The organism is Dictyoglomus sp. DH (assembly GCF_055181375.1).
Genome location: NZ_CM143706.1, coordinates 1,032,982 through 1,054,420 on the forward strand (window position 1 = coordinate 1,032,982; position 21,439 = coordinate 1,054,420).

The 21,439-nt window shown below is 31.3% G+C and carries 24 protein-coding genes; 23 read left to right on the forward strand and 1 reads right to left on the reverse strand.

Annotation, left to right across the window (positions count from 1 at the left end; genetic code table 11):
* Positions 1-80: 80 nt before the first annotated feature.
* The 20 genes from ACY3JJ_RS04930 (at position 81) to lgt (ending at position 18,118) form a co-directional block, all read left to right on the forward strand.
* Positions 81-1,211, forward strand: coding sequence for an ABC transporter substrate-binding protein (locus ACY3JJ_RS04930; protein WP_463091072.1), 1,131 nt, complete (start codon positions 81-83; stop codon positions 1,209-1,211).
* 84 nt (positions 1,212-1,295) lie between these two features.
* Entirely contained in the window at positions 1,296-2,174 is an 879-nt protein-coding gene (locus ACY3JJ_RS04935) for a branched-chain amino acid ABC transporter permease (RefSeq protein ID WP_463091073.1), read from the forward strand.
* Positions 2,174-3,151 (forward strand): branched-chain amino acid ABC transporter permease, encoded by a 978-nt coding sequence (locus ACY3JJ_RS04940; protein WP_463091074.1) that lies wholly within the window; start codon positions 2,174-2,176, stop codon positions 3,149-3,151. The genes ACY3JJ_RS04935 and ACY3JJ_RS04940 overlap by 1 nt, the downstream gene beginning before the upstream one ends.
* Positions 3,151-3,930, forward strand: a complete 780-nt coding sequence (locus ACY3JJ_RS04945) for an ABC transporter ATP-binding protein (protein ID WP_463091075.1) — start codon at positions 3,151-3,153, stop codon at positions 3,928-3,930. Before ACY3JJ_RS04940 ends, ACY3JJ_RS04945 begins: the two co-directional genes overlap by 1 nt.
* Positions 3,917-4,621, forward strand: coding sequence for an ABC transporter ATP-binding protein (locus tag ACY3JJ_RS04950; RefSeq protein ID WP_463091076.1), 705 nt, complete (start codon positions 3,917-3,919; stop codon positions 4,619-4,621). Before ACY3JJ_RS04945 ends, ACY3JJ_RS04950 begins: the two co-directional genes overlap by 14 nt.
* A gap of 6 nt (positions 4,622-4,627) precedes the next feature.
* The gene (locus ACY3JJ_RS04955) at positions 4,628-5,269 is read left to right on the forward strand and encodes a CBS and ACT domain-containing protein (protein ID WP_463091077.1); all 642 of its coding nucleotides are present in this window, start codon (positions 4,628-4,630) and stop codon (positions 5,267-5,269) included.
* 92 nt (positions 5,270-5,361) lie between these two features.
* On the forward strand, positions 5,362-6,561 hold the full coding sequence (locus tag ACY3JJ_RS04960) for an acetate/propionate family kinase (RefSeq protein WP_463091078.1): 1,200 nt from the start codon (positions 5,362-5,364) through the stop codon (positions 6,559-6,561).
* Between the two features lie 15 nt (positions 6,562-6,576).
* The gene (locus tag ACY3JJ_RS04965) at positions 6,577-7,113 is read left to right on the forward strand and encodes a YceD family protein (RefSeq protein WP_463091079.1); all 537 of its coding nucleotides are present in this window, start codon (positions 6,577-6,579) and stop codon (positions 7,111-7,113) included.
* Positions 7,114-7,115: 2 nt separating this feature from the next.
* The gene (gene rpmF / locus ACY3JJ_RS04970) at positions 7,116-7,307 is read left to right on the forward strand and encodes a 50S ribosomal protein L32 (protein WP_463091080.1); all 192 of its coding nucleotides are present in this window, start codon (positions 7,116-7,118) and stop codon (positions 7,305-7,307) included.
* A 16-nt stretch (positions 7,308-7,323) separates the two neighbouring features.
* Positions 7,324-8,316, forward strand: a complete 993-nt coding sequence (locus ACY3JJ_RS04975; RefSeq protein ID WP_463091081.1) for a beta-ketoacyl-ACP synthase III — start codon at positions 7,324-7,326, stop codon at positions 8,314-8,316.
* A gap of 23 nt (positions 8,317-8,339) precedes the next feature.
* On the forward strand, positions 8,340-9,263 hold the full coding sequence (fabD, locus tag ACY3JJ_RS04980) for an ACP S-malonyltransferase (RefSeq protein WP_463091082.1): 924 nt from the start codon (positions 8,340-8,342) through the stop codon (positions 9,261-9,263).
* Positions 9,257-9,997, forward strand: a complete 741-nt coding sequence (gene fabG / locus ACY3JJ_RS04985; protein WP_463091083.1) for a 3-oxoacyl-[acyl-carrier-protein] reductase — start codon at positions 9,257-9,259, stop codon at positions 9,995-9,997. Before fabD ends, fabG begins: the two co-directional genes overlap by 7 nt.
* Before the next feature lie 45 nt (positions 9,998-10,042).
* On the forward strand, positions 10,043-10,282 hold the full coding sequence (gene acpP, locus ACY3JJ_RS04990) for an acyl carrier protein (RefSeq protein ID WP_148805450.1): 240 nt from the start codon (positions 10,043-10,045) through the stop codon (positions 10,280-10,282).
* Between the two features lie 62 nt (positions 10,283-10,344).
* Positions 10,345-11,586, forward strand: coding sequence for a beta-ketoacyl-ACP synthase II (gene fabF / locus ACY3JJ_RS04995; protein ID WP_463091084.1), 1,242 nt, complete (start codon positions 10,345-10,347; stop codon positions 11,584-11,586).
* Complete coding sequence (gene rnc / locus ACY3JJ_RS05000; protein WP_463091085.1) at positions 11,583-12,290, forward strand: ribonuclease III; 708 nt, start codon at positions 11,583-11,585, stop codon at positions 12,288-12,290. The genes fabF and rnc overlap by 4 nt, the downstream gene beginning before the upstream one ends.
* Positions 12,277-15,537, forward strand: coding sequence for an AAA family ATPase (locus tag ACY3JJ_RS05005; protein WP_463091086.1), 3,261 nt, complete (start codon positions 12,277-12,279; stop codon positions 15,535-15,537). Before rnc ends, ACY3JJ_RS05005 begins: the two co-directional genes overlap by 14 nt.
* The gene (gene ftsY, locus ACY3JJ_RS05010; protein WP_463091087.1) at positions 15,534-16,427 is read left to right on the forward strand and encodes a signal recognition particle-docking protein FtsY; all 894 of its coding nucleotides are present in this window, start codon (positions 15,534-15,536) and stop codon (positions 16,425-16,427) included. The genes ACY3JJ_RS05005 and ftsY overlap by 4 nt, the downstream gene beginning before the upstream one ends.
* Positions 16,424-16,873, forward strand: a complete 450-nt coding sequence (locus ACY3JJ_RS05015; RefSeq protein ID WP_463091088.1) for an N-acetyltransferase — start codon at positions 16,424-16,426, stop codon at positions 16,871-16,873. The genes ftsY and ACY3JJ_RS05015 overlap by 4 nt, the downstream gene beginning before the upstream one ends.
* Positions 16,870-17,262: a signal peptidase II gene (locus tag ACY3JJ_RS05020; protein WP_463091089.1), complete on the forward strand. Its 393-nt coding sequence runs from the start codon at positions 16,870-16,872 to the stop codon at positions 17,260-17,262. Before ACY3JJ_RS05015 ends, ACY3JJ_RS05020 begins: the two co-directional genes overlap by 4 nt.
* Before the next feature lie 22 nt (positions 17,263-17,284).
* The gene (lgt, locus tag ACY3JJ_RS05025; RefSeq protein WP_463091090.1) at positions 17,285-18,118 is read left to right on the forward strand and encodes a prolipoprotein diacylglyceryl transferase; all 834 of its coding nucleotides are present in this window, start codon (positions 17,285-17,287) and stop codon (positions 18,116-18,118) included.
* Here lgt and ACY3JJ_RS05030 read toward each other — a convergent pair whose 3' ends face one another.
* Positions 18,119-19,054, reverse strand: a complete 936-nt coding sequence (locus ACY3JJ_RS05030) for a D-alanine--D-alanine ligase family protein (RefSeq protein ID WP_463091091.1) — start codon at positions 19,052-19,054, stop codon at positions 18,119-18,121.
* A 90-nt stretch (positions 19,055-19,144) separates the two neighbouring features.
* Between ACY3JJ_RS05030 and ACY3JJ_RS05035 the strand changes: the two genes are divergently transcribed.
* From ACY3JJ_RS05035 to ACY3JJ_RS05045, 3 genes are all read left to right on the forward strand, one after another.
* The gene (locus ACY3JJ_RS05035; protein WP_463091092.1) at positions 19,145-19,927 is read left to right on the forward strand and encodes a S4 domain-containing protein; all 783 of its coding nucleotides are present in this window, start codon (positions 19,145-19,147) and stop codon (positions 19,925-19,927) included.
* Positions 19,928-20,026: 99 nt separating this feature from the next.
* The gene (locus ACY3JJ_RS05040) at positions 20,027-20,740 is read left to right on the forward strand and encodes a hypothetical protein (RefSeq protein ID WP_463091093.1); all 714 of its coding nucleotides are present in this window, start codon (positions 20,027-20,029) and stop codon (positions 20,738-20,740) included.
* Between the two features lie 81 nt (positions 20,741-20,821).
* The gene (locus tag ACY3JJ_RS05045) at positions 20,822-20,959 is read left to right on the forward strand and encodes a hypothetical protein (protein ID WP_463091094.1); all 138 of its coding nucleotides are present in this window, start codon (positions 20,822-20,824) and stop codon (positions 20,957-20,959) included.
* Positions 20,960-21,439: the final 480 nt, after the last annotated feature.

Consider the following 21,439-nt stretch of genomic DNA (forward strand, 5'->3'; position numbering starts at 1 on the left):
ACTTTTCAATACTTAGAACAGGGATGTTCTTTAGGGAATATCCCTGTTTTTTTATAAATATACTTTAGGGAGGTGAAGGGATGAAGCGTTTTGCAAAACTTTTCCTAATCTCTATGGTTTTAATTTTCCTTTTGGTACTACCCTTACAAGCAGCAGGAACAATAAGAATAGGAGCTATATTCCCAATTACTGGTCCATTAGCTACTTTTGGTACATCCTGTGCAAATGGAGCAAAAATGGCTATTGAAGAGGTTAATTTAAGAGGAGGAGTGTTAGGAAGTAAGATTGAACTTCTGATTGAAGATGACCAGTATAAACCAGAAGAGGCAGCAAACGCTGCTAAAAAGCTTATTGAGAGAGATAAGGTTGTGGCTCTTATAGCAGAGGTAACAAGCTCTGTTACTTTAGTAGTAGCTCCTATTGCCCAACAATCTAAAATAGTACTTCTTACACCAACTGCAACAAATCCAAAAGTAACACAAGTAGGAGATTATATCTTTAGAGCATGCTTTATAGATGATTTCCAAGGAGAAGTAATGGCAAATTTTGTTTATAAAAATTTAAAATTAAAGACTGCAGCCATACTTACCGCTGTGACAAGTGACTATAGTAAAGGACTTGCTCAATTCTTTAAACAGAAATTTACCGCTCTTGGTGGTAAGATAGTGGCTGAAGAGTCATATTCTGAGGGAGACTCTGATTTTAGAGCTCAATTAACTAAAATCAAATCAGCAAAACCAGATTTTGTATATGTACCAGGATATTATGCTGATGTAGGACCTATCCTTCTTCAAGCAAGAGAGCTTGGAATAACTGTTCCATTTGGTGGTGGAGATGGTTGGGATTCTCCTGTACTTCTTCAAACAGCAGGAAAAGCAGCTGAAGGATGTTTCTTCAGCAACCACTATAGTCCTGATTCGAAAGAGCCTATAGTACAAACCTTTGTAAAGAATTATCAAAAGAAGTACGGAACAACACCAGATGCTTTAGCTGCTCTTGCTTATGATGCAGCCAAACTATTAGTAGATGCTATTAAGAGAGCTGGTAGTACAGATTCTTCAAAGATAAGAGATGCTCTTGCAGCTACAAAAGGATTCAAAGGAGTGACAGGAGTCATAACTTTTGATGCAAATAGAAATCCAGTAAAAAGTGCAGTTATAATTGAGATTAAAGATGGAAAACAAGTTTATAGAACTACAGTGAAACCATAATAGGTTTTCATGTGGGAGGTAGATTTATCTACCTCCCTTCTTGTATAATATAAAGGTTTTATCTTTAAAATGGAGTGTGGATAGATGGTTGATATATTACAACAAATAATAAATGGAATATCCTTAGGTAGTATATACGCCTTGATTGCTTTAGGTTATACCATGGTATATGGTATATTAAGACTTATTAATTTTGCTCATGGAGATATATTTATGGTAGGAGCTTTTATAGGTTATTTTGCTTTAGGTTCTTGGAATTTACCTTTTGCTTTAGGGCTTGTTGTAGCAATGATTGGTGCAAGTGTCATAGGTATGCTTATAGAAAGATTTGCTTATAGACCCTTAAGAACAGCTCCAAGGATATCATTATTGATAACAGCTATAGGCGTTTCATTTCTTTTAGAGAATTTAATGGTGCTTATAGTAGGTGCGTCACCTAGATCTTTTCCCCAAAGTATTCCTGTAGATATATACAATTTAGGTGGACTTATTTTAACTAATCGTCAAATTATAATTTTATTAATATCTATTCTTCTTATGATACTTCTACAATTTATTGTTATGAGAACAAAGATAGGTAAAGCTATGAGGGCTGTTTCTCAAGATAAAGAAATGGCGTTGATTCTTGGAATAAATATTGATAGTGTGATCTCCTTTACTTTTGCTCTTGGGTCTGCTTTAGCAGCTGCAGGTGGAGTACTTGTAGGATTATATTTTAATAAAATAGAACCTTATATGGGAGTTATGCCAGGTTTAAAAGCATTTGTGGCAGCTGTTTTAGGAGGTATTGGAATAATTCCAGGAGCTATGCTTGGTGGGTTTATTTTGGGAATTGCAGAAGTTTTAGTTTCTGCTTTTATATCATCTACTGTTAGAGATGCTGTTGCTTTTATAATCCTTATAGTAATTCTTTTAGTTAGACCTTCAGGACTTTTAGGAAAATATATGAGGGAAAAGGTGTGATGAGAAGAAATCTTTTGACCTTATCAACATTAATATTAATATTATTTCTTTCTGTATTAAGTAAGAATTTGGATCCTTATATATATCAAATTTTAGTATTTTTTGGGATAAACTCTATTCTTGCAGTGAGTTTAAATTTGATAAATGGTTTTACAGGACAATTCTCAATTGGACATGCAGGGTTTATGGCAGCGGGAGGATACTTTAGTGCAGCCCTAAGTATCTATCAGGGAGAGAAACTATTAAATATGTTAAGTTTTCTTCCAAGAGATTTGGCTCAAGGTGTTATATTTTTAGCTTTTCTCATTATTGGAGGGTTGTTTGCTGCTCTTTTGGGACTAATAATAGGTATTCCTACTTTAAGACTTAAAGGGGATTATCTTGCCATAGCTACTTTAGGTTTTGGTGAGATCATAAGAGTTGCAATTTTAAATTTAGATGTGGTAGGAGGACCGAGAGGTTTTCCTGGTATACCAAAGCTAACAGATATAACTTGGGTTGCTTTTTGGGCTTTTATAGCTGTCTTGGTTATATATAGGATCATAAATTCTTCTCATGGTAGGGCAATAATATCTATAAGAGAAGATGAAACTGCTTCTGAAAGTATGGGAATAAATACTACTTATTATAAAGTACTTGCCTTTTCTATAGGTGCCTTTTTTGCTGGAATCGCAGGAGGACTTTTTGCTCATTACTTAATGATGTTACATCCTAGTAGTTTTACTTTTATGAGATCTGTGGAAATATTACTCATGATTGTACTTGGTGGTCTTGGAAGTATAACGGGATCTATTTTTGGAGCCTTTGTTTTAACTGTTCTTCCTGAGGCATTAAGGGGTTTTGCACACTTAAGATTAATTATTTATTCTTTAACTCTGATAATAATGATGCTTGTAAGACCTTCAGGACTTATGGGTAATAGAGAGATTTCTTTTTACAGATTATATAAATTCTTGAAAAGGAAAGGGATAGGCTAATGGCTGTCTTAGAAGTGAAAAATCTATCTTGTGCTTTTGGGGGACTGATGGCAGTTTCAGATCTTTCCTTTGAAGTAGAAAAAAATGAAATTTTAGGAATAATTGGTCCTAATGGAGCTGGAAAAACAACTGTTTTTAATCTAATAACTGGTTTTTATCTACCTATTAAGGGAAGTATTATATTTAATGGAAAAAATTTATTAGGTATGAAACCTTATCAAATAACAAAGCTTGGAATAGCAAGAACATTTCAAAATCCAAGGTTATTTAAAAAACTAACAGTTTTAGAAAATGTGATGATAGCTATGCACAAAGTTTATGATGCATCCTTGTTTGATACCTTAATTTCTAATCGTAAGTATATTCAACAAGAAAGTATTCAGAGGGACAAGGCTGAAGAATACTTAGATTTCTTTGGACTCTACAAAAGAAAAGATGAAATTGCAGAAAATCTTCCTTATGGAGAACAGAGGAAACTTGAAATAGCAAGAGCAATAGCCACTGAGCCTTCCCTTTTACTTTTAGATGAACCTGCAGCTGGTATGAATCTAAATGAGTCTCTTGAGCTTGTAAATTTGATATCTACTATAAGAGAGAAATTCAATCTTACCATCTTACTTATTGAACATCATATGGAAGTAGTTATGAATATATGTGAGAGAATAATTGTATTGGATTTTGGTATGAAAATTGCAGAAGGAAAACCTGAAGAAGTTAAAAATAACCCAAGAGTTATTGAGGCATATTTGGGTAAGGAGGTAAAAGGTGTTATCCATTAAAGATCTACATGTTTATTATGGTGGTATAAAAGCCTTACAAGGTATTAATCTTGATGTTAAAGAAGGAGAAGTAGTTGCTCTTATTGGAGCCAATGGCGCAGGTAAAACAACTACTCTTCGTTCTATATTTAGATTAACTCCAATAGTAAAAGGTGATATTTATTTTTACGAAATAAACCTTACCAAATTACCATCATATAAGATTGCTTCCCTTGGAATTGCACATGTTCCTGAGGGGAGAAGAGTATTTCCTAACATGTCTGTAAAAGAGAATTTAGAAATGGGTGCTTATCTTGTTAAAGATAAAAAGGTAGTAGAAAAAAATTTAGAATTTGTGTATAATCTTTTTCCTCGCCTTAGAGAAAGACAAAAACAATTGGCTGGAACATTAAGTGGTGGAGAGCAACAAATGCTTGCCATAGGTAGAGCTTTGATGTCTAATGCGAGACTTCTTTTACTTGATGAGCCTTCTATGGGACTTGCTCCCTTACTTGTTCAAGAGATTTTTTCTGTATTAAAAAAGATAAATGAAGAAAAAATAACTCTCCTTCTTGTAGAACAAAATGCCAATATGGCTTTTTCCATTGCTCATAGGGTATATGTTATGGAAACAGGGAAAATTGTCCTTTCAGGTCCGACAGAGGAGATTGCTAATAATGAGGCCGTTAAGAAGGCCTACTTAGGAGGTTGATTTATTATGCTTGTTAGAATGCGAATGACCAAAAATCCTATAAGTGTATCTCCTGATACTTCCATTTTGGAAGCATGGAAGATAATGCAAGAATCCCAAGTAAGAAGATTACTTGTTATGGAAAAAGGAAAGCTTGTAGGTATTGTAACGGAAAGAGATTTAAGGTCTGTATCACCATCTCAAGCTACATCTTTAAGTATTTTTGAAATCAATTATCTTTTAGAAAAATTAAAAGTAAAAGATGCAATGACTTCCAATCCTATAACAGTAGATGTAGATGCTCCTATTGAGGAGGCTGCTTTAATCATGAGAGATAATAAGATAAGTGCTTTACCTGTTATAGAAAATGGAGAAGTTATTGGAATAATAACAGAAAGTGATATTTTTAAGGCTTTTATAGAGATGCTTGGAGATGGTAAAAAAGGTTTGAGATATACATTAAGAATAAAAAATACTCCTGGAGAAATAGCAAAAATTGTAAATCTTATTGCTGAAAAGGGAATAAATATTATGAGTATGGCTACCTTTCCAAGTGATTCTGAGGATTATGGTTTTTTAGTGCTTAGACTAGAGACAGAAGATCTTGCTTTAGTGAATGAGATATTTAGAAAGAATAATATTCCTGTCGAACATATAAGAAAAATTTAAAAAAATATTAACATCTTTTGTAAATCTTGTGAAACATTCCTTGCTATAGTATAATTACGTGGATAAATTTCAAGGTAGAAAAGGAGGTAGCTATGAAAGTACTTGTTTTGAACTGTGGAAGTTCATCAGTAAAGTATCAGGTTTTTGATATGAAGGATGAGAGTGTTTTAGCAAAGGGGCTTGCTGAAAGGATAGGCCTTGATGGTTCAAGAATTATATATCAAAGAGGCTTAGAATCTAAAAAAATTTATGAAGTGCCCTTACCTACTCATAGGAAAGCAATAGAAGAGATATTTAAATTGTTGGTAGATAAAAATGATGGAATATTAAGTTCTCATAATGATATTGATGCTGTAGGACATAGGGTTGTACATGGTGGAGAAAGCTTTTTTGAGGCTACCTTAGTGACCCCAGAAACTTATAAGAAATTAAAGGAATGTGAAAATTTGGCTCCTCTTCATAATCCCTATAATATCCAAGGTGTTGAGGCCTGTATGTCTTTAATACCAGAAGCCCCACAAGTTTTAGTATTTGATACTGCCTTTCATCAAACCATGCCAAAAGAAGCATACATTTATGCCCTTCCTTATGAATGGTATGAGAAATACAAGATTAGGAGATATGGTTTTCATGGTACTTCTCATTATTATGTCTCAAGGAGAGTTGCTCAATTAATTGGAAAACCATTGGAAGAATTAAAAATTATTTCTTGCCATCTTGGAAATGGAGCAAGTATTACAGCCATTAAAAATGGTAAATCAATAGATACTAGTATGGGATATACACCGTTAGAAGGACTAGTTATGGGGACAAGATGTGGTGATATTGATCCTGCGATCCCACTTATTATGATGGAAAAGGAAAATTTATCTCCAAAAGAAATGGATAACATTCTTAATAAGAAAAGTGGTATTTTAGGTATTTCCGGAGTAAGTAGTGATTTTAGAGATGTAGGAGAAGCTGCTGAAAAAGGTAATGAAAGAGCCTTGTTGGCTTTAAAGGTTTTTGCTTATAGAATTAAAAAATATATTGGTGCCTATTATGCTATATTAGGTGGACTCGATATTTTAATATTCACTGCTGGAGTTGGTGAAAGAGGACCATTAGAGAGAAGTTTAATATGTGAGGGTTTAGAACATCTTGGTGTAAAGATTGATCCAGAGAAAAATAAAGTAAAAGGTGAAGAATTAAAGATAAGTACTCCTGATTCAAAGGTTGAGGTATGGGTAATACCAACTAATGAAGAGTTAATGATTGCAAGAGAAACAGTTAAAATTGTAGGGAATAAATAAAAAGAAGGTGATATTGTGGAAATTTATCTTGCTGATTTACATTCTGAGGTAGGAAAGGAGTTTATTTACGAGGAAGATTTTATTCCTCATTACGAAGATTTGCTTTTTTTAGAACCTGTTCATATAAGATTAAAGCTTATAAATTTAGGTAAAGAAGTATTAGTAAAAGGTAATATTAAGACAAAATTAAGTCTTGTATGCAGTAGATGTTTGAAAGATTTTCCTTATAATTTAGAAGCCAAGATTCAGGAAATATATTTATGGGATATTCCTATACAAAGAAACATAAGCCCTGGAGATATTATTGAGTTAAAAGATGAAGATTTTAAATTTGTACTTGAAAAAGAGAGTCTCTTTCTAGATCCTCTTCTTGAGGATAGTATAAGATTAAATATACCTGTAAAACCACTCTGCCGTCCCGATTGTAAAGGATTATGTCCTGTATGTGGGAAGGACCTTAACTTAGGTGAGTGTGAATGTTCAAAAGATAGTAAGGTTGATCCAAGATGGGAGCCACTTAAAAAGTTTTTAGATAAAAAGGGAGGGAAATAGCAATGGGTCTTCCGAAGAAAAAACTATCTACTACAAGAAGAGATCGTAGATGGGTGAGGTATAAACTAAGTGGTGTTGCGTTAGTAGAATGTTCTCACTGTCATAAAATGATAAGACCTCATAGAATATGTCCATTTTGCGGTTATTATGAGGGAAGGGAAGTATTAAAGGTAAAGGAAGAGAAGGAAGAATAATATAAGGAGATTTAAAATGGGTGTAGGGATAATAGGGATTGGGACGGTAGTTCCCCCAAGGGTTTTAACGAATTATGATTTGGAGAAAATGGTAGATACTTCTGATGAATGGATTACTACACGTACAGGAATAAAAGAGAGACATATAGCTGATAGTAGTGTAAATCCATCAGATCTTGGAGCAGAAGCTGCACTAAAAGCCTTGAAAATGGCTAAAGTAGAACCTGAGGAAATAGATCTTATTATTGTTACATCTGCTTCTTTAGAAATGATTTTTCCGTCTATGGCTGCAGTTATACAAAATAAAATTGGGGCAAAAAATGCAGGTGGTTTTGATTTGCTTAGTGCTTGTACTGGTTTTGTATCTTCTTTAATTACAGGCGCCCAATTTATTAGATCAGGAGATGTTAAAACAGTTTTAGTTATAGGAACAGAAGTTCTTTCAAGATTTGTTGACTGGGAAGATAGAAATACTTGTGTTCTTTTTGGGGATGGTGCAGGAGCTGTTGTATTAAGAGAAGTAGGTGAGGGTTATGGTTTACTCTCTTGGGATCTTAAATTAGATGGATCGGGAGCTGATTTGTTAGCAATTCCTGGAGGATGTGCAAAGAATCCATGTTCTGAAGAGGTATTAAAGAATAAGCTTCATTATATTAAAATGAATGGAAGAGAAGTTTTTAAATTTTCAGTAAAAGTTTTAGGTGAAACAACAGAAGAATCTCTAAAAAAGGCAGGACTGACCCCTGCTGATTTAGATTGGCTTATTCCGCACCAAGCAAATATCAGGATTATTGAAACAGGAGCAGAGAGATTAGGTATTCCTATTGACAAAGTCGCTATTAACATACATAAATATGGTAATACTTCTACAGCTTCCATACCACTTGCTCTTGAAGAGCTTGTTTTAGAAGGTAAGATAAAAGACGGAGATATTTTAGCTTTAGTCGGTTTTGGTGCTGGTCTTTCCTGGGGTTCTGCTGTATTAAGATGGAAAAATATTGAAAGTTAAAATGAAGTTGAGGGGTTTAGCCTATGAAAGTATGTTTTGTTTTTCCAGGACAGGGATCTCAATATGTGGGTATGTTTAGCCCATTTTTAGAGAAGTCTGAATATAGGTATTACTTTCAAGTTATAGAAAAGATTTTAGGTAAGGATTTTATTGATAAGGTTCAGAATGGTCCAGAAGAGGTTTTAAAGGATACGAGGATATCTCAACCAGCTATTTTTTCTGTAAGTGCTATGTTATCAGATTTTTTGAAAAAGGAAGGTTTTTATGCAGAATATGGAATAGGGCATAGCTTGGGAGAATATTCTGCCTTTTATTATGCAGAGGTTTATAATTTTGAGGATGGTCTGAATCTAATTAAAAAAAGATCTGAGGTAATGAGTGAAGTGGCAGAAAAGGTTAAAGGTGGAATGTGGGCTATTCTTGGTGGAGATTTGGAAGAGATAGAAAATAGCGTAAAAGAATCTCAAAAAGAGGGTTTGAATATCTTTATTGCTAACTATAATTCTCCTGGACAAATTGTTCTTTCTGGAGAAAAAGAAGCTTTTGATTTATGGTATCAAAAGATGAAAGATAAGATAAAAAGGGTTGTACATTTATCTGTTAGTGGTCCTTTTCATTCTCCTTTAATGAAAGAAGCTGAAGAGATTTTTAGGGATTATTTAAGCAATTTTAATTTTAATAAGCCTAAATATAATGTGCTTAGTAGTACTACATGTGATTTTGTAGAAAAAAATGTTAAGGATATACTTATAAAACAATTTACAGGGTCAGTAAGATGGATTGAATCAATAAAAAGTATATATAACTTAGGAATAGATTATTTTGTTGAGGTTGGTCCGGGAAAGGTGCTTCAAGGATTGATAAAGAAAATAATTCCAGAGGTAAAAATTATAGGAATAGAAAAATCGGAAGATTTAGAAATTTTAAGGGGGGAATTAGGATGTTAAAGGACAAAGTTGCAGTTGTTACTGGTGGGGGTAGAGGGATTGGTAGAGCTATAGTTCTTGTTCTTGCAAGAGAGGGAGTTAAAGTCCTTATCAATTATAAAGGTAAAAAAGAATCAGCATTGGAAACCTTAGAGGAATTAAAAAAGTTAGGTGGGGAGGGAGAAATTTATCAGGCTGATGTAAGTGTAGAGGAAGAAGTTGAAAAGATGTTCAATTTTGTTATTGAAAAATGGGGAAAATTGGATATATTAGTCAATAATGCAGGAATTACTAAGGATAATCTTCTGATAAGAATGAAAAGTGAAGAATGGGATCAAGTAATAAATACGAATTTAAGAGGTGTATTTCTTTGTACAAGATCTGCATTAAAGATTATGTTGAAACAAAGAAGTGGTAGAATTATTAATATTTCATCAGTAGTAGGACTAAAGGGTAATATTGGACAAGCTAATTATGCTTCAGCTAAGGCTGGTATTATAGGCTTTACAAAGGCTGTAGCAAGAGAGGTAGCATCAAGGGGTATTACAGTAAATGCAATTGCTCCTGGCTTTATAAAAACTGAAATGACAGATGTTCTTTCTGAAGAAATGAAAAAGAAAGTTTTAGATGAAATTCCCTTAGGCAGATTTGGGGATCCTGAAGATGTGGCAAATGCTGTAAAATTTTTGGTTTCAGACGAGGCTTCCTATATTACAGGAATAGTTCTTAATGTGGATGGAGGATTAGCAATCTAAAAAGGTGATATATAATTTCTCAAGAGGAAGGAGGTGAACTGTAAAATGGATGAGGCTACTATCTTTGAAAAAGTCAAAAAAATAATTGTAGATCAACTTAGAGTAGATGAGAATCTTGTTACTATGGATTCAAATATTCAGGAGGATTTAGGTGCAGATTCTTTAGATGCTGTAGAACTAATTATGGCATTAGAAGAAGAGTTTGGTATTGATGTACAAGATGAGGAGGCAGAGAAATTTAAAACTGTAGGAGATGTAGTAAGGTATATTGAGAAAAGATTATAAGTATGGTAGAAAGGGTACTGGAAAAATCCAGTACCCTCATTTTTATTAAGGGGGTTTTATGGATGAGACGAAGGGTTGTAGTAACCGGAATAGGTGTAATCTCACCTCTTGGGATTGGTAAAGATAAGTTTTGGGATGGAATTATAAATGGGAAATCTGGAATATCCTACATAACTAAATTTCCTGTAGATGATTTTCCAACAAAAATTGCAGGAGAAGTTAAAGATTTTAACCCAGAAGATTTTATAGATAGAAAGGAAGCCAGAAGATTGGATAGATTTTCTCAATTTGCTGTTGCTGCTACAAAACTTGCTATGGAAGATGCTAATTGGAACCCTACAGAAGAAGAAAAAGAAAATACTGCTGTAATTGTTACATCTGGGATTGGTGGTTTTGAGACTTTAGAAAATCAATTTAGAGTCTTATTTGAAAAGGGTGTAAACAGGGTAAGTCCCTTTTTAATACCTATGGTTATTATAAATATAGCATCGGGTAATATTTCTATTTTTTTTGGTTTTAAAGGTCCAAATTACTCTCCTGTTTCAGCTTGTGCATCTTCAGCCCATGCAATTGGTATAGGTTATCGCTTAGTATCCTTTGGTGAAGCGGATTTTGCTATTGTTGGGGGATCAGAAGCTTCGATAACTCCTATGGGAATAGCTGGTTTTTGTGCTCTACAAGCTCTTTCTACCCAGAATGATCCTCCAGAAAAAGCAAGTAGACCTTTTGATGCTAAAAGAGATGGTTTTGTGATGGGAGAAGGTGCAGGAATATTAATACTTGAAGAAATGGAACATGCTTTAAAGAGAGGAGCAAGAATTTATGCAGAAATTGTCGGTTTTGGAGCATCTGATGACGCCTATCATATAACTGCACCAGATCCAGAAGGAAATGGAGCTGTTCTTTCTATGAAACGTGCAATAAAAGATGCTCAAATAGATCCAAGGGATATAAATTATATAAATGCTCATGGTACTTCAACTAAATTGAATGATAAAATAGAAACATTAGCGATTAAAAAAGTTTTTGGGGATTATGCTTACAATATTCCAGTTAGTTCTACAAAATCTATGATTGGACATTTACTTGGTGCTGCTGGTGCTGTAGAATCTGTGGCTACAGTGTTGTCTATATACAATGGTATATTGCATCCTACTATAAATTATGAGGAAAAAGATCCAGAATGTGATTTGGATTATGTACCTAACATAAGTAGAAAATGGAAAGTAAAATATGCCTTAAAGAATTCTTTCGGTTTTGGCGGACAAAATGCATCATTAATTTTTAAAAAATTTGAAGAATGAAAAAAGTTAAAATAGATATAGATAAAATCAGTCAAGAGATAGGTAAAAATATTAGAGTTTCATTCAATAATAAAAAGCTACTTTTAGAAGCTCTTATTCATCCATCTTTTAAGCATGAAAATCCCGAATTTAAAATAGATAATCAAAGATTAGAATTTTTGGGTGATGCAGTATTAAATATGGTTATCACTGATCTTCTTTTTGATTATTATAAGCATGCAACAGAGGGTGTATTAACTCAGATGAGAATCTTTCTTGTAAAAGAAGAGATGTTATATAAAAAAGCAAAAGCTTTGGGCTTAGATGAACTGGTATTACTAGGTACAGGAGAAGAAAAACGAGGAGGAAGAGATAAACCGTCTGTACTATGTGATCTTTTTGAGGCCTTCATTGGAGCAATATATTTGGATAAAGGATATGATTTTGTAAAAGATTTTATTTGGAGAATTTTTGAGGAAGATATAAAAAATATAAATTTAGAAGTAGATTGGAAAAACCTATTAAGATCAATACTTCTTAAAGAAGGAAAAGAACCTCAATATAGAGTAGTGAAAGAGGAAGGTCCAGAACATAATAAAACTTTTTATGTAGAACTTTGGGTAGATAGAGAAAAGTGGTCTGAAGGTATAGGTAAGAGTAAAAGGGAAGCAGAAATTATGGCTGCAAAAGAGGGGTTGAAGAAAATTAGAAATGATATATCTTAAAAGATTAGAACTTCACAATTTTAAATCTTTTATAGGATCAACCAAAATACCATTTTCTCAAAATTTTACTGTTATTACTGGCCCTAATGGTAGTGGTAAGAGTAATATTTTAGATGCTATAAGGTGGGTCTTAGGAGAGCAGAGAGTTAAAACCTTAAGGGCAGAAAAAGTAGACGAGGTAATTTTTGGGGGAAATAAATTTCATCCTCCCTCAAATTTTGCAGAGGTTGATTTGTGTTTGCAGTTAGATGATGAAGAAATAGAAATTTCAAGAAAAATATATAGGGAGGAAGAAAGCAATTACTATATTAATAATAAACTGGTCAGACTAAAAGATATTCAGATGTTTTTTTTAAATCTTGGTCTTGGTAGATATAGCTTTGCTTTTTTGAATCAGGGAGAGATAGATGATTTAGTAGTAAAAGAAAATGAAAGGTTAAGAGAAATCATTGAAAGTATAGCTGGAATATCCGGTTATCATGAGAAGGTAAAGGATATTTTGTTAAAGTTGGAAGTAGTTGAAAATGAATGGAATAGACTTGAAGAGAAAAGAAAAGAGATGGAAGCCAATTTAGATATTTTAAAAGAAGAAGCTAGGGTGGCCCGAAAATATGAAGAGATAAATAAAAAAATTGCTGACGTTCGGGAGTCTCTTAAATATTGTTTACGGCAAAAAGCCTTAAAAAATCTTGAAAAATATAAAAAGGAATTTGAGAATATAGATTTAAGGTTAAAAGAGCTTGAGAATGTTATAGATTCTATCATATTGAATAAGGAAGAGCTTCAAAGAGAAAAAGAAAATATAGATAAGATTTTGAAAGATAAAAAAGCATATTTGGAGAGTTTAGATAATGAACTTCAAAAATTGAGTATCGAAAAAAGTAGAGATGAAGAAAAGAGAAATCTTCTAACTGAAAGGTTGAAAAGTATAAGGGAAGAAAGGACTGATTTAGAAAAAGAGCTTTATCTTGTAGGAACACAAAGGAATGATATTGAGAAAAAATTAGAAAGTATTAATAGTGAAAATTATGATGAAATTTTTGATATTTTGAAAGATAGAGAAATTGCTTTACAAGAGAAAATTATAGAAAAAAGTAGGTTGGAACAAAAAATTAAGGAATTTTCTGAGTTTTATTTTTCCGATGAAAATGTAGAGATTATAGATAATAAAATTGAGAAAATTGATATAGTTATTAAAAATTGGGAAAAAAGATTATTTAATCTTAAAAATTATAGAGAGAGCTTGGAGAGAGATTATATTGAAAAGAATAAAATATTTAGAAAAAAAGAGGAAATTTTTGAAAAAAATATTGTGGAGATAAACAAGTTAAAAAATCTTATAGGTGAATTAAAGGAAAATTTAATAGACAATTATCCCCGTGGTGTAAGAGAAATTATACGTTACAGAAGAGAGAAAATACATGATATTTTTAAAAACATTATAGAAATACCCTTTGAATATTTAGAGGCTTTATATAATCTTTTAGGAAATACTATCTATGACATAATTGTGGATGATGAAAAAACAGCAAAGGAATTAATAAACTTTTTAAAAGAAAAAAGAGCTGGATGGGCTACTTTTAGACCATTAACCTTAAATAGATATGATAAAATTAAAGAACTTCCTGAAAAACTGAAAAATGTAGCGGTTAGAGCAATTGATATTGTGAAATATGATTATCAATATGATAATTTAGTTAAAAATATTTTAGGTAATGTTGTTATTTTTAATAATTTTGATTCTGCTGTTGATAATAAAGACATTCTCAATGATGGATGGAGAATTGTTACCCTTCAAGGGGAAGTATTCTTACCATCAGGAACCATAAGTGGTGGAATAAGATTCAATATTGAGGCTACACTTTTATCAGAAAAGTCTATTGTAGAGAATGAGGAAAAGATAAGAGATCTTATTGAAAGCAACCAATTTTTAAAAAAGGATTTAGAGATATTGAGAAATGAAATTGATAAAATGAAAGATATAAGAGTAAAATTAGATCCAATAATTATTAAACTTAAAAATCTAATTAAGAAGAAAAGGGAAGAAAAACAAAATCTATTGGAAAGAAGAAGAAAGTTAGAAATATACGAAAGAGAAGGACTTTTTTTAGAGGATAGATTAAAAGCTATCATAGATGAAATCAATAGTTTACAAAGGGATATAAAAATATGGAGAGATAAGTATGAAAATTATAAGATCCAAAAAATAGCTTTAGAAAAAGAGCTTAACCTTTTAGAGGAAAGATATAGTTATCTTGGAAAAAGGATGAAAAACATAGACCAAGAAATAATGAAAATTGACGATGATTTATCCGTTTTAGGTAAAAACATTAATTATTTAGAAGGTAGAATAAAGGAGCTATTAGAAGAAAAGGGAAGAGTAATTGAAGAAAATAATGAGTTTTTTGAAAAACAGAGTCTTCTTACGACTCGTATTAAAGAATTAGAGAAGAAATGGCAAGAAAACAGAGAAGAAGAGATTGTTCTTTTGGAAAAAAAGAAAGATTTATTAAATCGTATAAGAGAGTTAGAAGGAGACATAGAGAATAATTACCAGGAGGATTGGGAATTAAAAATAGATCTTCCCGAGGAAAAACTAAGGATTTTGGAGAAAGATCTTGTTAAAGAGTTGGAAAAGTTAGGCCCTGTAAACTTTTTGGCAAAAACAAAATTGGAGGAAGAAGAAAAAAAATATAAAGAGCTTATTGTACAGATAGATGATGTGTATGGATCTATTAATTCTTTGAGAAAGATAATTAGGGAAACGAGGGAAGAGGCCGAAAAAAGATTTGTGGGTTGTTTCTTACAATTTAAGGATTTAGTAAATAAAAATTGGCAACTTTTCTTTCCTAATTCAAACCTTGAAATTTTCTTAGATAATGAAAGTGATCCATTGACTTCTGATATAAAACTTAGAATTTCCTCTCAAAAGAAGAGTTGGAGAAATATTATTATGCTTTCTGGAGGAGAAAAAAGTTTAGTAGGTATATCTATTTTGCTTTCTGCGGTAGAACTTGCTCATGTTAATTTTTGCTTTTGGGATGAAATTGATTCTGCTCTGGATAATCAAAATGCCATGATTTTAGGCAGGAAAATTAAGGAATTGAGTAAAGAGAATCAATTTATTCTTATATCTCATAATCCTGTTTTGATGCAATATGCTGATATAATATATGGTGTGACTTTAAATGATAAGGGTTCTTCGCAAGTATTTTCTTGGAAATTAGCAGAGGAGGTTGCAAATTGAGCTTTTGGAATAGGTTACCTAAATTACAAAAATTTGCAGAGAAATTACAGAACATTTTTAGCTTTTCTAAGATTAATGATGATCTTTTGGATGAATTGGAAATGGAACTTATTCAAAGTGATTTAGGTTTAGAATTGACAAATCAGTTAATTAATGAAATTAAAAAACAAAAAATCACATCCACTTCTGAACTTATAGAATTTATGTTTAATTTCTTTTTGAGTATTTTTAATGGGATGAATTCTCAGCTTAATATTATTCCAGAAAAGATTAATGTTTTTATATATTTAGGGGTAAATGGTACAGGAAAAACAAGTGCAGTTGGTAAGATGGCCTATTACCTAAAAAATATGGGCTATTCTCCAATAATAGCTGCAGGAGATACTTTTAGGGCAGCAGCTATTGATCAAATTAAGCTTTGGGGAGAGAGGGTAGGAGTAGATGTTATAGCTCAAAAAGAAGGAGCTGACCCAGCATCGGTTGTTTATAATGCTATAGAAGCTGCTAAAGCAAGAAATAAAAATGTTTTATTGGTAGATACTGCTGGAAGAATGCACACAAAGAGTAATCTCTTAGAAGAGTTGAAGAAGATTGAAAGGGTTGTTGAAAAAACTTTAGGATATAAAGCTTCTGAAAATCTTATTGTAGTAGATGCTACCTTAGGTCAAAATGTTATAAAACAGGTAGAGACTTTTAGAAATGCTGTTGATCTTACCGGAGTAATATTAACTAAATTAGACGGTACTGCAAAAGGAGGTGTAATTTTTAATATTGTAAAGACCTTTAGAATACCTGTAAAGTTTGTAAGTATAGGTGAGGATAAAGATGATTTTGAACCCTTTGATCCTAAAGAATTTGTAGAATCTTTCTTACCGAGGTTAGAAGTATGATAAGAAAAGCGAAAATACAAGACGTAACTGAAATTCATAAACTAATTAATGAATATGCTGAAAAAGGTCTTCTTCTTCCGAGATCTTTAAGTGATCTTTATGAAAATATTAGGGATTTTTACATATTAGAGATAGATAAAAAAATTATAGGTACTTGTGCTTTACATATTATTTGGGAAGACCTTGGAGAAGTGAGGTCAGTTATTGTTAAAAAAGAATACGAAGGAAGGGGTTATGGAAGAAAACTTGTATTTACTTGTCTAAATGAAGCAAAATTTCTTGGTTTAAAGAGAGTACTTGCCCTTACATATATTCCAGAGTATTTTAAAAAGTTGGGTTTTGTAGAGGTTGATAAAAGAACATTACCCTTTAAGGTTTGGAGTGATTGTGTTAGATGTCCGAAATTTCCAGACTGTGGTGAATTTGCCTTAATATATTATTTATGAAATACTGGATTATACTTATTCTTTTTTTAATAGATAGAATAACGAAAGAAATGGCCAATAGGCATTTTTGTGATGGAATAAAATTAGATTTTGTAATTAGCTTTAATCTTGTGCATAATTATGGTGCTGCTTTAGGAATATATATTCCGAGATTCTTTCTTATTTTTTTTAGTTTTTTAGCCCTTATAGTGCTCTTGATACTATATAAAAAATTTAGCTTTTTAGGAATAGCATTTATATTAGGAGGACTTTTAGGAAATTTGTATGATAGAGTTTTTTGTGGTTATGTGATAGACTTTATTCATATGAAAAATTTTTTTGTTTTCAATTTGGCTGATGTTTTTATTACTTTGGGAGGATTTTTTCTATTTCTAAAACTAATAAAATAAATGAAGGAGGTAGAGAGGTAAAATGTACCCGAAATTGTTTACAATTCCCCAATTCCAATTTTTAAAGTATAAAATTGGACCAATTGTAATTTATTCGTGGGGCACTTTAGTAGCCTTAGGTTTCCTTATTGGAATTCTATTAGCAATGAGATGGGCAAAAAGAGAGGAAATTGATCCAGACCATGTATTGAATGTATCAGTGTGGAGTATTATTTCAGGAATCTTAGGAGCAAGAATTGTTTATGTAATAAAATATTGGAATGCATATAAAGGTAATCCCATATCAATATTGCAACTTTGGGATGGTGGATTGATATTCTTTGGTGGATTTTTTGCAGCAACAATTGTGGTATTGATTTATCTTTGGAGACATAAAATCCCTTATTGGAAGTTTTTAGATGTTATAACTCCAAGTATTGCTATAGGTAGCGCAATTGGAAGAATTGGCTGTTTTTTAAATGGTTGTTGTTATGGATATGAAACCCCATTACTTTGGGGAGTAAAATTCCCAAATATATATGGATATAGACATGCTACCGAACTTTATTATACAATTGCTTTCCTAATTGTTTTTGTATATTTACTAAGAGTTAAGAATAGAAAGACTTCTGATGGTGAGGTAGCTACTAATTTCTTTGTCTATTATTCATTAGCTTTCTTTATTGTAGAAATATTTAGAGACAATCCTAGAAACTTTTTATACTTAACAGGATCCCAGACAGTATCTTTATTGCTTATTGCTTTTGGTATTTATGCTTATAGAAGGAGAAGGGCAGGATTACCACTTTTACCTCAAAGTTGCCCATTATATAGAAAAATTTCAGCTGAGCCCAAAGTAAAAAAGAATAAGAGGTAATTAAATACTTCTTAAGGCAGATTTTATGAAGCTGTCAATGAGGTCTGGAAATTCTATTCCAAAAGCTTTAGCAGATTCGGGATATAAGCTTGTTTCTGTCATACCTGGAATAGTATTTACTTCTAAAACGTATATATTTTGTGTATCTTCTTCTACAATCATGTCAACTCTTGAAAGATGTCTACAACCAAGAGCTTGGTGAGCTAAAACACCAAGCTCTTGGGCTTTTTTGTAAGTTTCTTCAGAAAGTCTTGCGGGAATTATATGTTCGCTTAATCCTGGAGTATATTTAGTTTGATAATCGTAAAAACCTGTTTTTGGAATAATTTCTATTAAAGGAAGGCAAATTGTATTATCTATGTCATAAATACTTGCTGTTATTTCCTTTCCTCTTATAAACTCTTCTATTAGAATATATTGATCAAATCTAAAGGCATATTCAAGAGCTTTTGTTAATTCATCTTTATCATTTGCTATAGATAATCCTATTGTGGAACCTTGGTTTGAGGGCTTAACTATCCAGGGTTTCTTTAGTTCCTTTATGTTTTCAAGAATTTTTTCTAAATCTTTTGTTTCCATATCTTTTTTTGAAATTTCAATCCATTTAGGAGTAGGTATTTTATGATATAGAAATATTTTTTTAGCCATAACTTTATTTAAAGCTAATGCACTGGCAAGGACACCAGAGCCTACATAAGGTATACCAAGAAGCTCTAAGAGTCCCTGAATAGTTCCGTCTTCACCATATAAACCATGAGCAGAAATTATAGCTACATCAATTTTTTCCCTTTTTATATTTTCAACAATATTTTCATCAATATGTATTTCACAATATTCATAGCCCTTAATCTTCAAAGCAGAAATAATATTTTGGGCAGTTTTCATGGCAATTTCTTTTTCTGTAGATTTAACACCTATTAAAACTCCTATCTTCATTTTTTCACCTCTTAAAAGTATTATATATTTATAGATTTTACCCTTAAGAAGCTTTTTTTAAAAGAGATTCTCGTGATATTATTAATTATTATGAGAAATTTAGAAGATATTATTCAAGATTTAAAGAGAGAGGAAGATAAAGAAAAGGTAAGAGAAATTTATAAGGTGTTCCAAAGAGTGAGGCAAAAAGGAGGTATAAATCCAACAGGTTTTTTGTCTCTTACAGAACAATATTTATTTCAAAAAATCAGTTTTCTTTTTCAAAATACGTTATATACAAGGCTTGAAGGTGGTATAAGTGGAGCTGAAAGGAAAAGAGGTTTTATCTCTGATAAAATAGAATTGATAGAATATTTGGATTTAAATAAATATTTTGCAGGAATAAATCTGATTTCTTATGAAAAAATAAATTCTAATTTTATATTGGAATTTTTAAAAGAAAAGGGCATTTCATTAGATAAAATTGGGGATATATGGCTAACCCATGATGGTTGGAAAATTATATTCGCTAATGAAATTAGAGATGATATAGAAGAAGTTTTTAATGACTCTAATTTTGAATTTAAAATATTAAGCTTTTATGAATTACAAAGTTATACAAAGCCATCTAAAATATTACGTACTACAGAAGCATCTAAGCGGGTGGATGCAATAGGGAGCTTTGCACTTGGAATATCAAGAAGTAAAATGCAAACTTATATTAAAGGTGGTGGGGTAGAGGTCAATGAAAGGAAGATTCAGGTTTCTTTTTATGAATTAAGTATAGGAGATATAGTAACTGTTCATAATCTTGGTAGTTTTAGAGTTCTTGATATAAAGGAAACGTCAAGGGGTAAATTTCACATTGAAATTGAGAGAATGGTTAAAAAATGAAAATAAGAATATATAGACCAATAGGTGTTATCAACTGTAAAAGTATCAGTAAGAAAATTTTCTAAATAATTAATATTTACTTAAGGAGGTAGGAAAATTATGTCAACTAATTTTCCTACCTTGATATTAAATTTTGACAATGTTTATACAAATCAAGATCAGCTTCTTTCTATAGGAAGGTTGATTTCTTTTAATAATATTTCCCAGGTCAGATATCTATGTTCCTATGAGAAATTAGAAGAATTTAAAAAATTAATTCCTTTTGATTATAAAGGAATTAAATTTTTAGGAAAAAGTGATTTTCACTATTTAACCTATCTTTTAATAAGGAATATAAAATTCCCTTTTGAGTTAGTAGTTATTGATCATCATTTGGATTTTATGGAAACCTTTGAGGGATATATAAGTTGTGGATCCTGGATAAGAGACGCAATAAGATTGCCCTTTATTGAAAAAGTAGTAGTTGTGACTGATAATGAAAATATTTCTTTTAAAGATAATTTATTCAGAAAATTGAAAATAATTAAAAATGATTTTTATATCTTAAAAAAACACATAAACTTCCCTGTCTATATAAGTATTGATAAAGACATACTTGATAAAAAATATATCTTTACGAATTGGGAACAAGGCACAATGGATATGGATTCATTTTTTAATATTTTGAATTTCCTTTCCACATATAAAGTATTAGGTGTAGATGTCTGTGGTGAACCTGATTTTAATCTAATAGAAATAAAAAGAAGCGAAAAAATTAATCTAATGATACATGATATTTTTAAAATATGTATTCATGAAAAAATTACAGCATAATTATTTTTAGGCTTAACAAATAATGTAGCTGAGAAAAGATTTATTAGAGTTTTAAGAAAATTACTGAGGCCATGGGAAATAATGATAATAATAAAGACTCACGTAAAAATTACTTATAAAATTTTAAAAATTTTTGAATCTTATAATCTTCCTAAGTACCTTGAAAAAATATTGATTAATGCAGTTTTTATTGAGACGAAAATAGTTATTAATATATAAATTAAAAGGGGGAACTTTTATATATTTTGTGAAAAACCCTACAAAGTGGATCATGAGAAGCTGATAAATTATGTATTCAAAGTATGAATATTCTATGGTGAATTTAAGAATTGTCTTGCATTATATATACAAAATAGAAGTATGGCTTCGAGAGAATAATATGATGAAAGAGAAGATAGGATTTTAAGTTTAAAAATACTAGGAGAAGCAATAAATCATGATTAAGCTATACAAAAAATCCTGAAATAATTATATACGATATTTGATATTACTTTTTTTGATCTTAAAAGCAGTATATGAAGACAAATCACTTCCAAAAGAGTTACTTGAAGGTATGAAAAATGCTTACAGAGGATTATTACTTTAATAATCACAGTTGCGGTGTTAACTATTAATTTTTTTAAACATTGCATAGTTAAGAATAAAGAACTTGAAGAAAATTTTCAATTTATATGGAATAGAGAAAGGTAGTTACAAATC

Coding starts and splice junctions, on each gene's coding strand:
- ACY3JJ_RS04930 (WP_463091072.1), top strand. CDS start 81: ATGAAGCGTTTTGCAAAACTTTTCCTAATCTCTATGGTTTTAATTTTC.
- ACY3JJ_RS04935 (WP_463091073.1), top strand. CDS start 1,296: ATGGTTGATATATTACAACAAATAATAAATGGAATATCCTTAGGTAGT.
- ACY3JJ_RS04940 (WP_463091074.1), top strand. CDS start 2,174: ATGAGAAGAAATCTTTTGACCTTATCAACATTAATATTAATATTATTT.
- ACY3JJ_RS04945 (WP_463091075.1), top strand. CDS start 3,151: ATGGCTGTCTTAGAAGTGAAAAATCTATCTTGTGCTTTTGGGGGACTG.
- ACY3JJ_RS04955 (WP_463091077.1), top strand. CDS start 4,628: ATGCTTGTTAGAATGCGAATGACCAAAAATCCTATAAGTGTATCTCCT.
- ACY3JJ_RS04960 (WP_463091078.1), top strand. CDS start 5,362: ATGAAAGTACTTGTTTTGAACTGTGGAAGTTCATCAGTAAAGTATCAG.
- rpmF (WP_463091080.1), top strand. CDS start 7,116: ATGGGTCTTCCGAAGAAAAAACTATCTACTACAAGAAGAGATCGTAGA.
- ACY3JJ_RS04975 (WP_463091081.1), top strand. CDS start 7,324: ATGGGTGTAGGGATAATAGGGATTGGGACGGTAGTTCCCCCAAGGGTT.
- fabD (WP_463091082.1), top strand. CDS start 8,340: ATGAAAGTATGTTTTGTTTTTCCAGGACAGGGATCTCAATATGTGGGT.
- fabG (WP_463091083.1), top strand. CDS start 9,257: ATGTTAAAGGACAAAGTTGCAGTTGTTACTGGTGGGGGTAGAGGGATT.
- acpP (WP_148805450.1), top strand. CDS start 10,043: ATGGATGAGGCTACTATCTTTGAAAAAGTCAAAAAAATAATTGTAGAT.
- fabF (WP_463091084.1), top strand. CDS start 10,345: ATGAGACGAAGGGTTGTAGTAACCGGAATAGGTGTAATCTCACCTCTT.
- rnc (WP_463091085.1), top strand. CDS start 11,583: ATGAAAAAAGTTAAAATAGATATAGATAAAATCAGTCAAGAGATAGGT.
- ACY3JJ_RS05005 (WP_463091086.1), top strand. CDS start 12,277: ATGATATATCTTAAAAGATTAGAACTTCACAATTTTAAATCTTTTATA.
- ACY3JJ_RS05015 (WP_463091088.1), top strand. CDS start 16,424: ATGATAAGAAAAGCGAAAATACAAGACGTAACTGAAATTCATAAACTA.
- ACY3JJ_RS05020 (WP_463091089.1), top strand. CDS start 16,870: ATGAAATACTGGATTATACTTATTCTTTTTTTAATAGATAGAATAACG.
- lgt (WP_463091090.1), top strand. CDS start 17,285: ATGTACCCGAAATTGTTTACAATTCCCCAATTCCAATTTTTAAAGTAT.
- ACY3JJ_RS05030 (WP_463091091.1), bottom strand. CDS start 19,054: ATGAAGATAGGAGTTTTAATAGGTGTTAAATCTACAGAAAAAGAAATT.
- ACY3JJ_RS05035 (WP_463091092.1), top strand. CDS start 19,145: ATGAGAAATTTAGAAGATATTATTCAAGATTTAAAGAGAGAGGAAGAT.
- ACY3JJ_RS05040 (WP_463091093.1), top strand. CDS start 20,027: ATGTCAACTAATTTTCCTACCTTGATATTAAATTTTGACAATGTTTAT.
- ACY3JJ_RS05045 (WP_463091094.1), top strand. CDS start 20,822: ATGATAATAATAAAGACTCACGTAAAAATTACTTATAAAATTTTAAAA.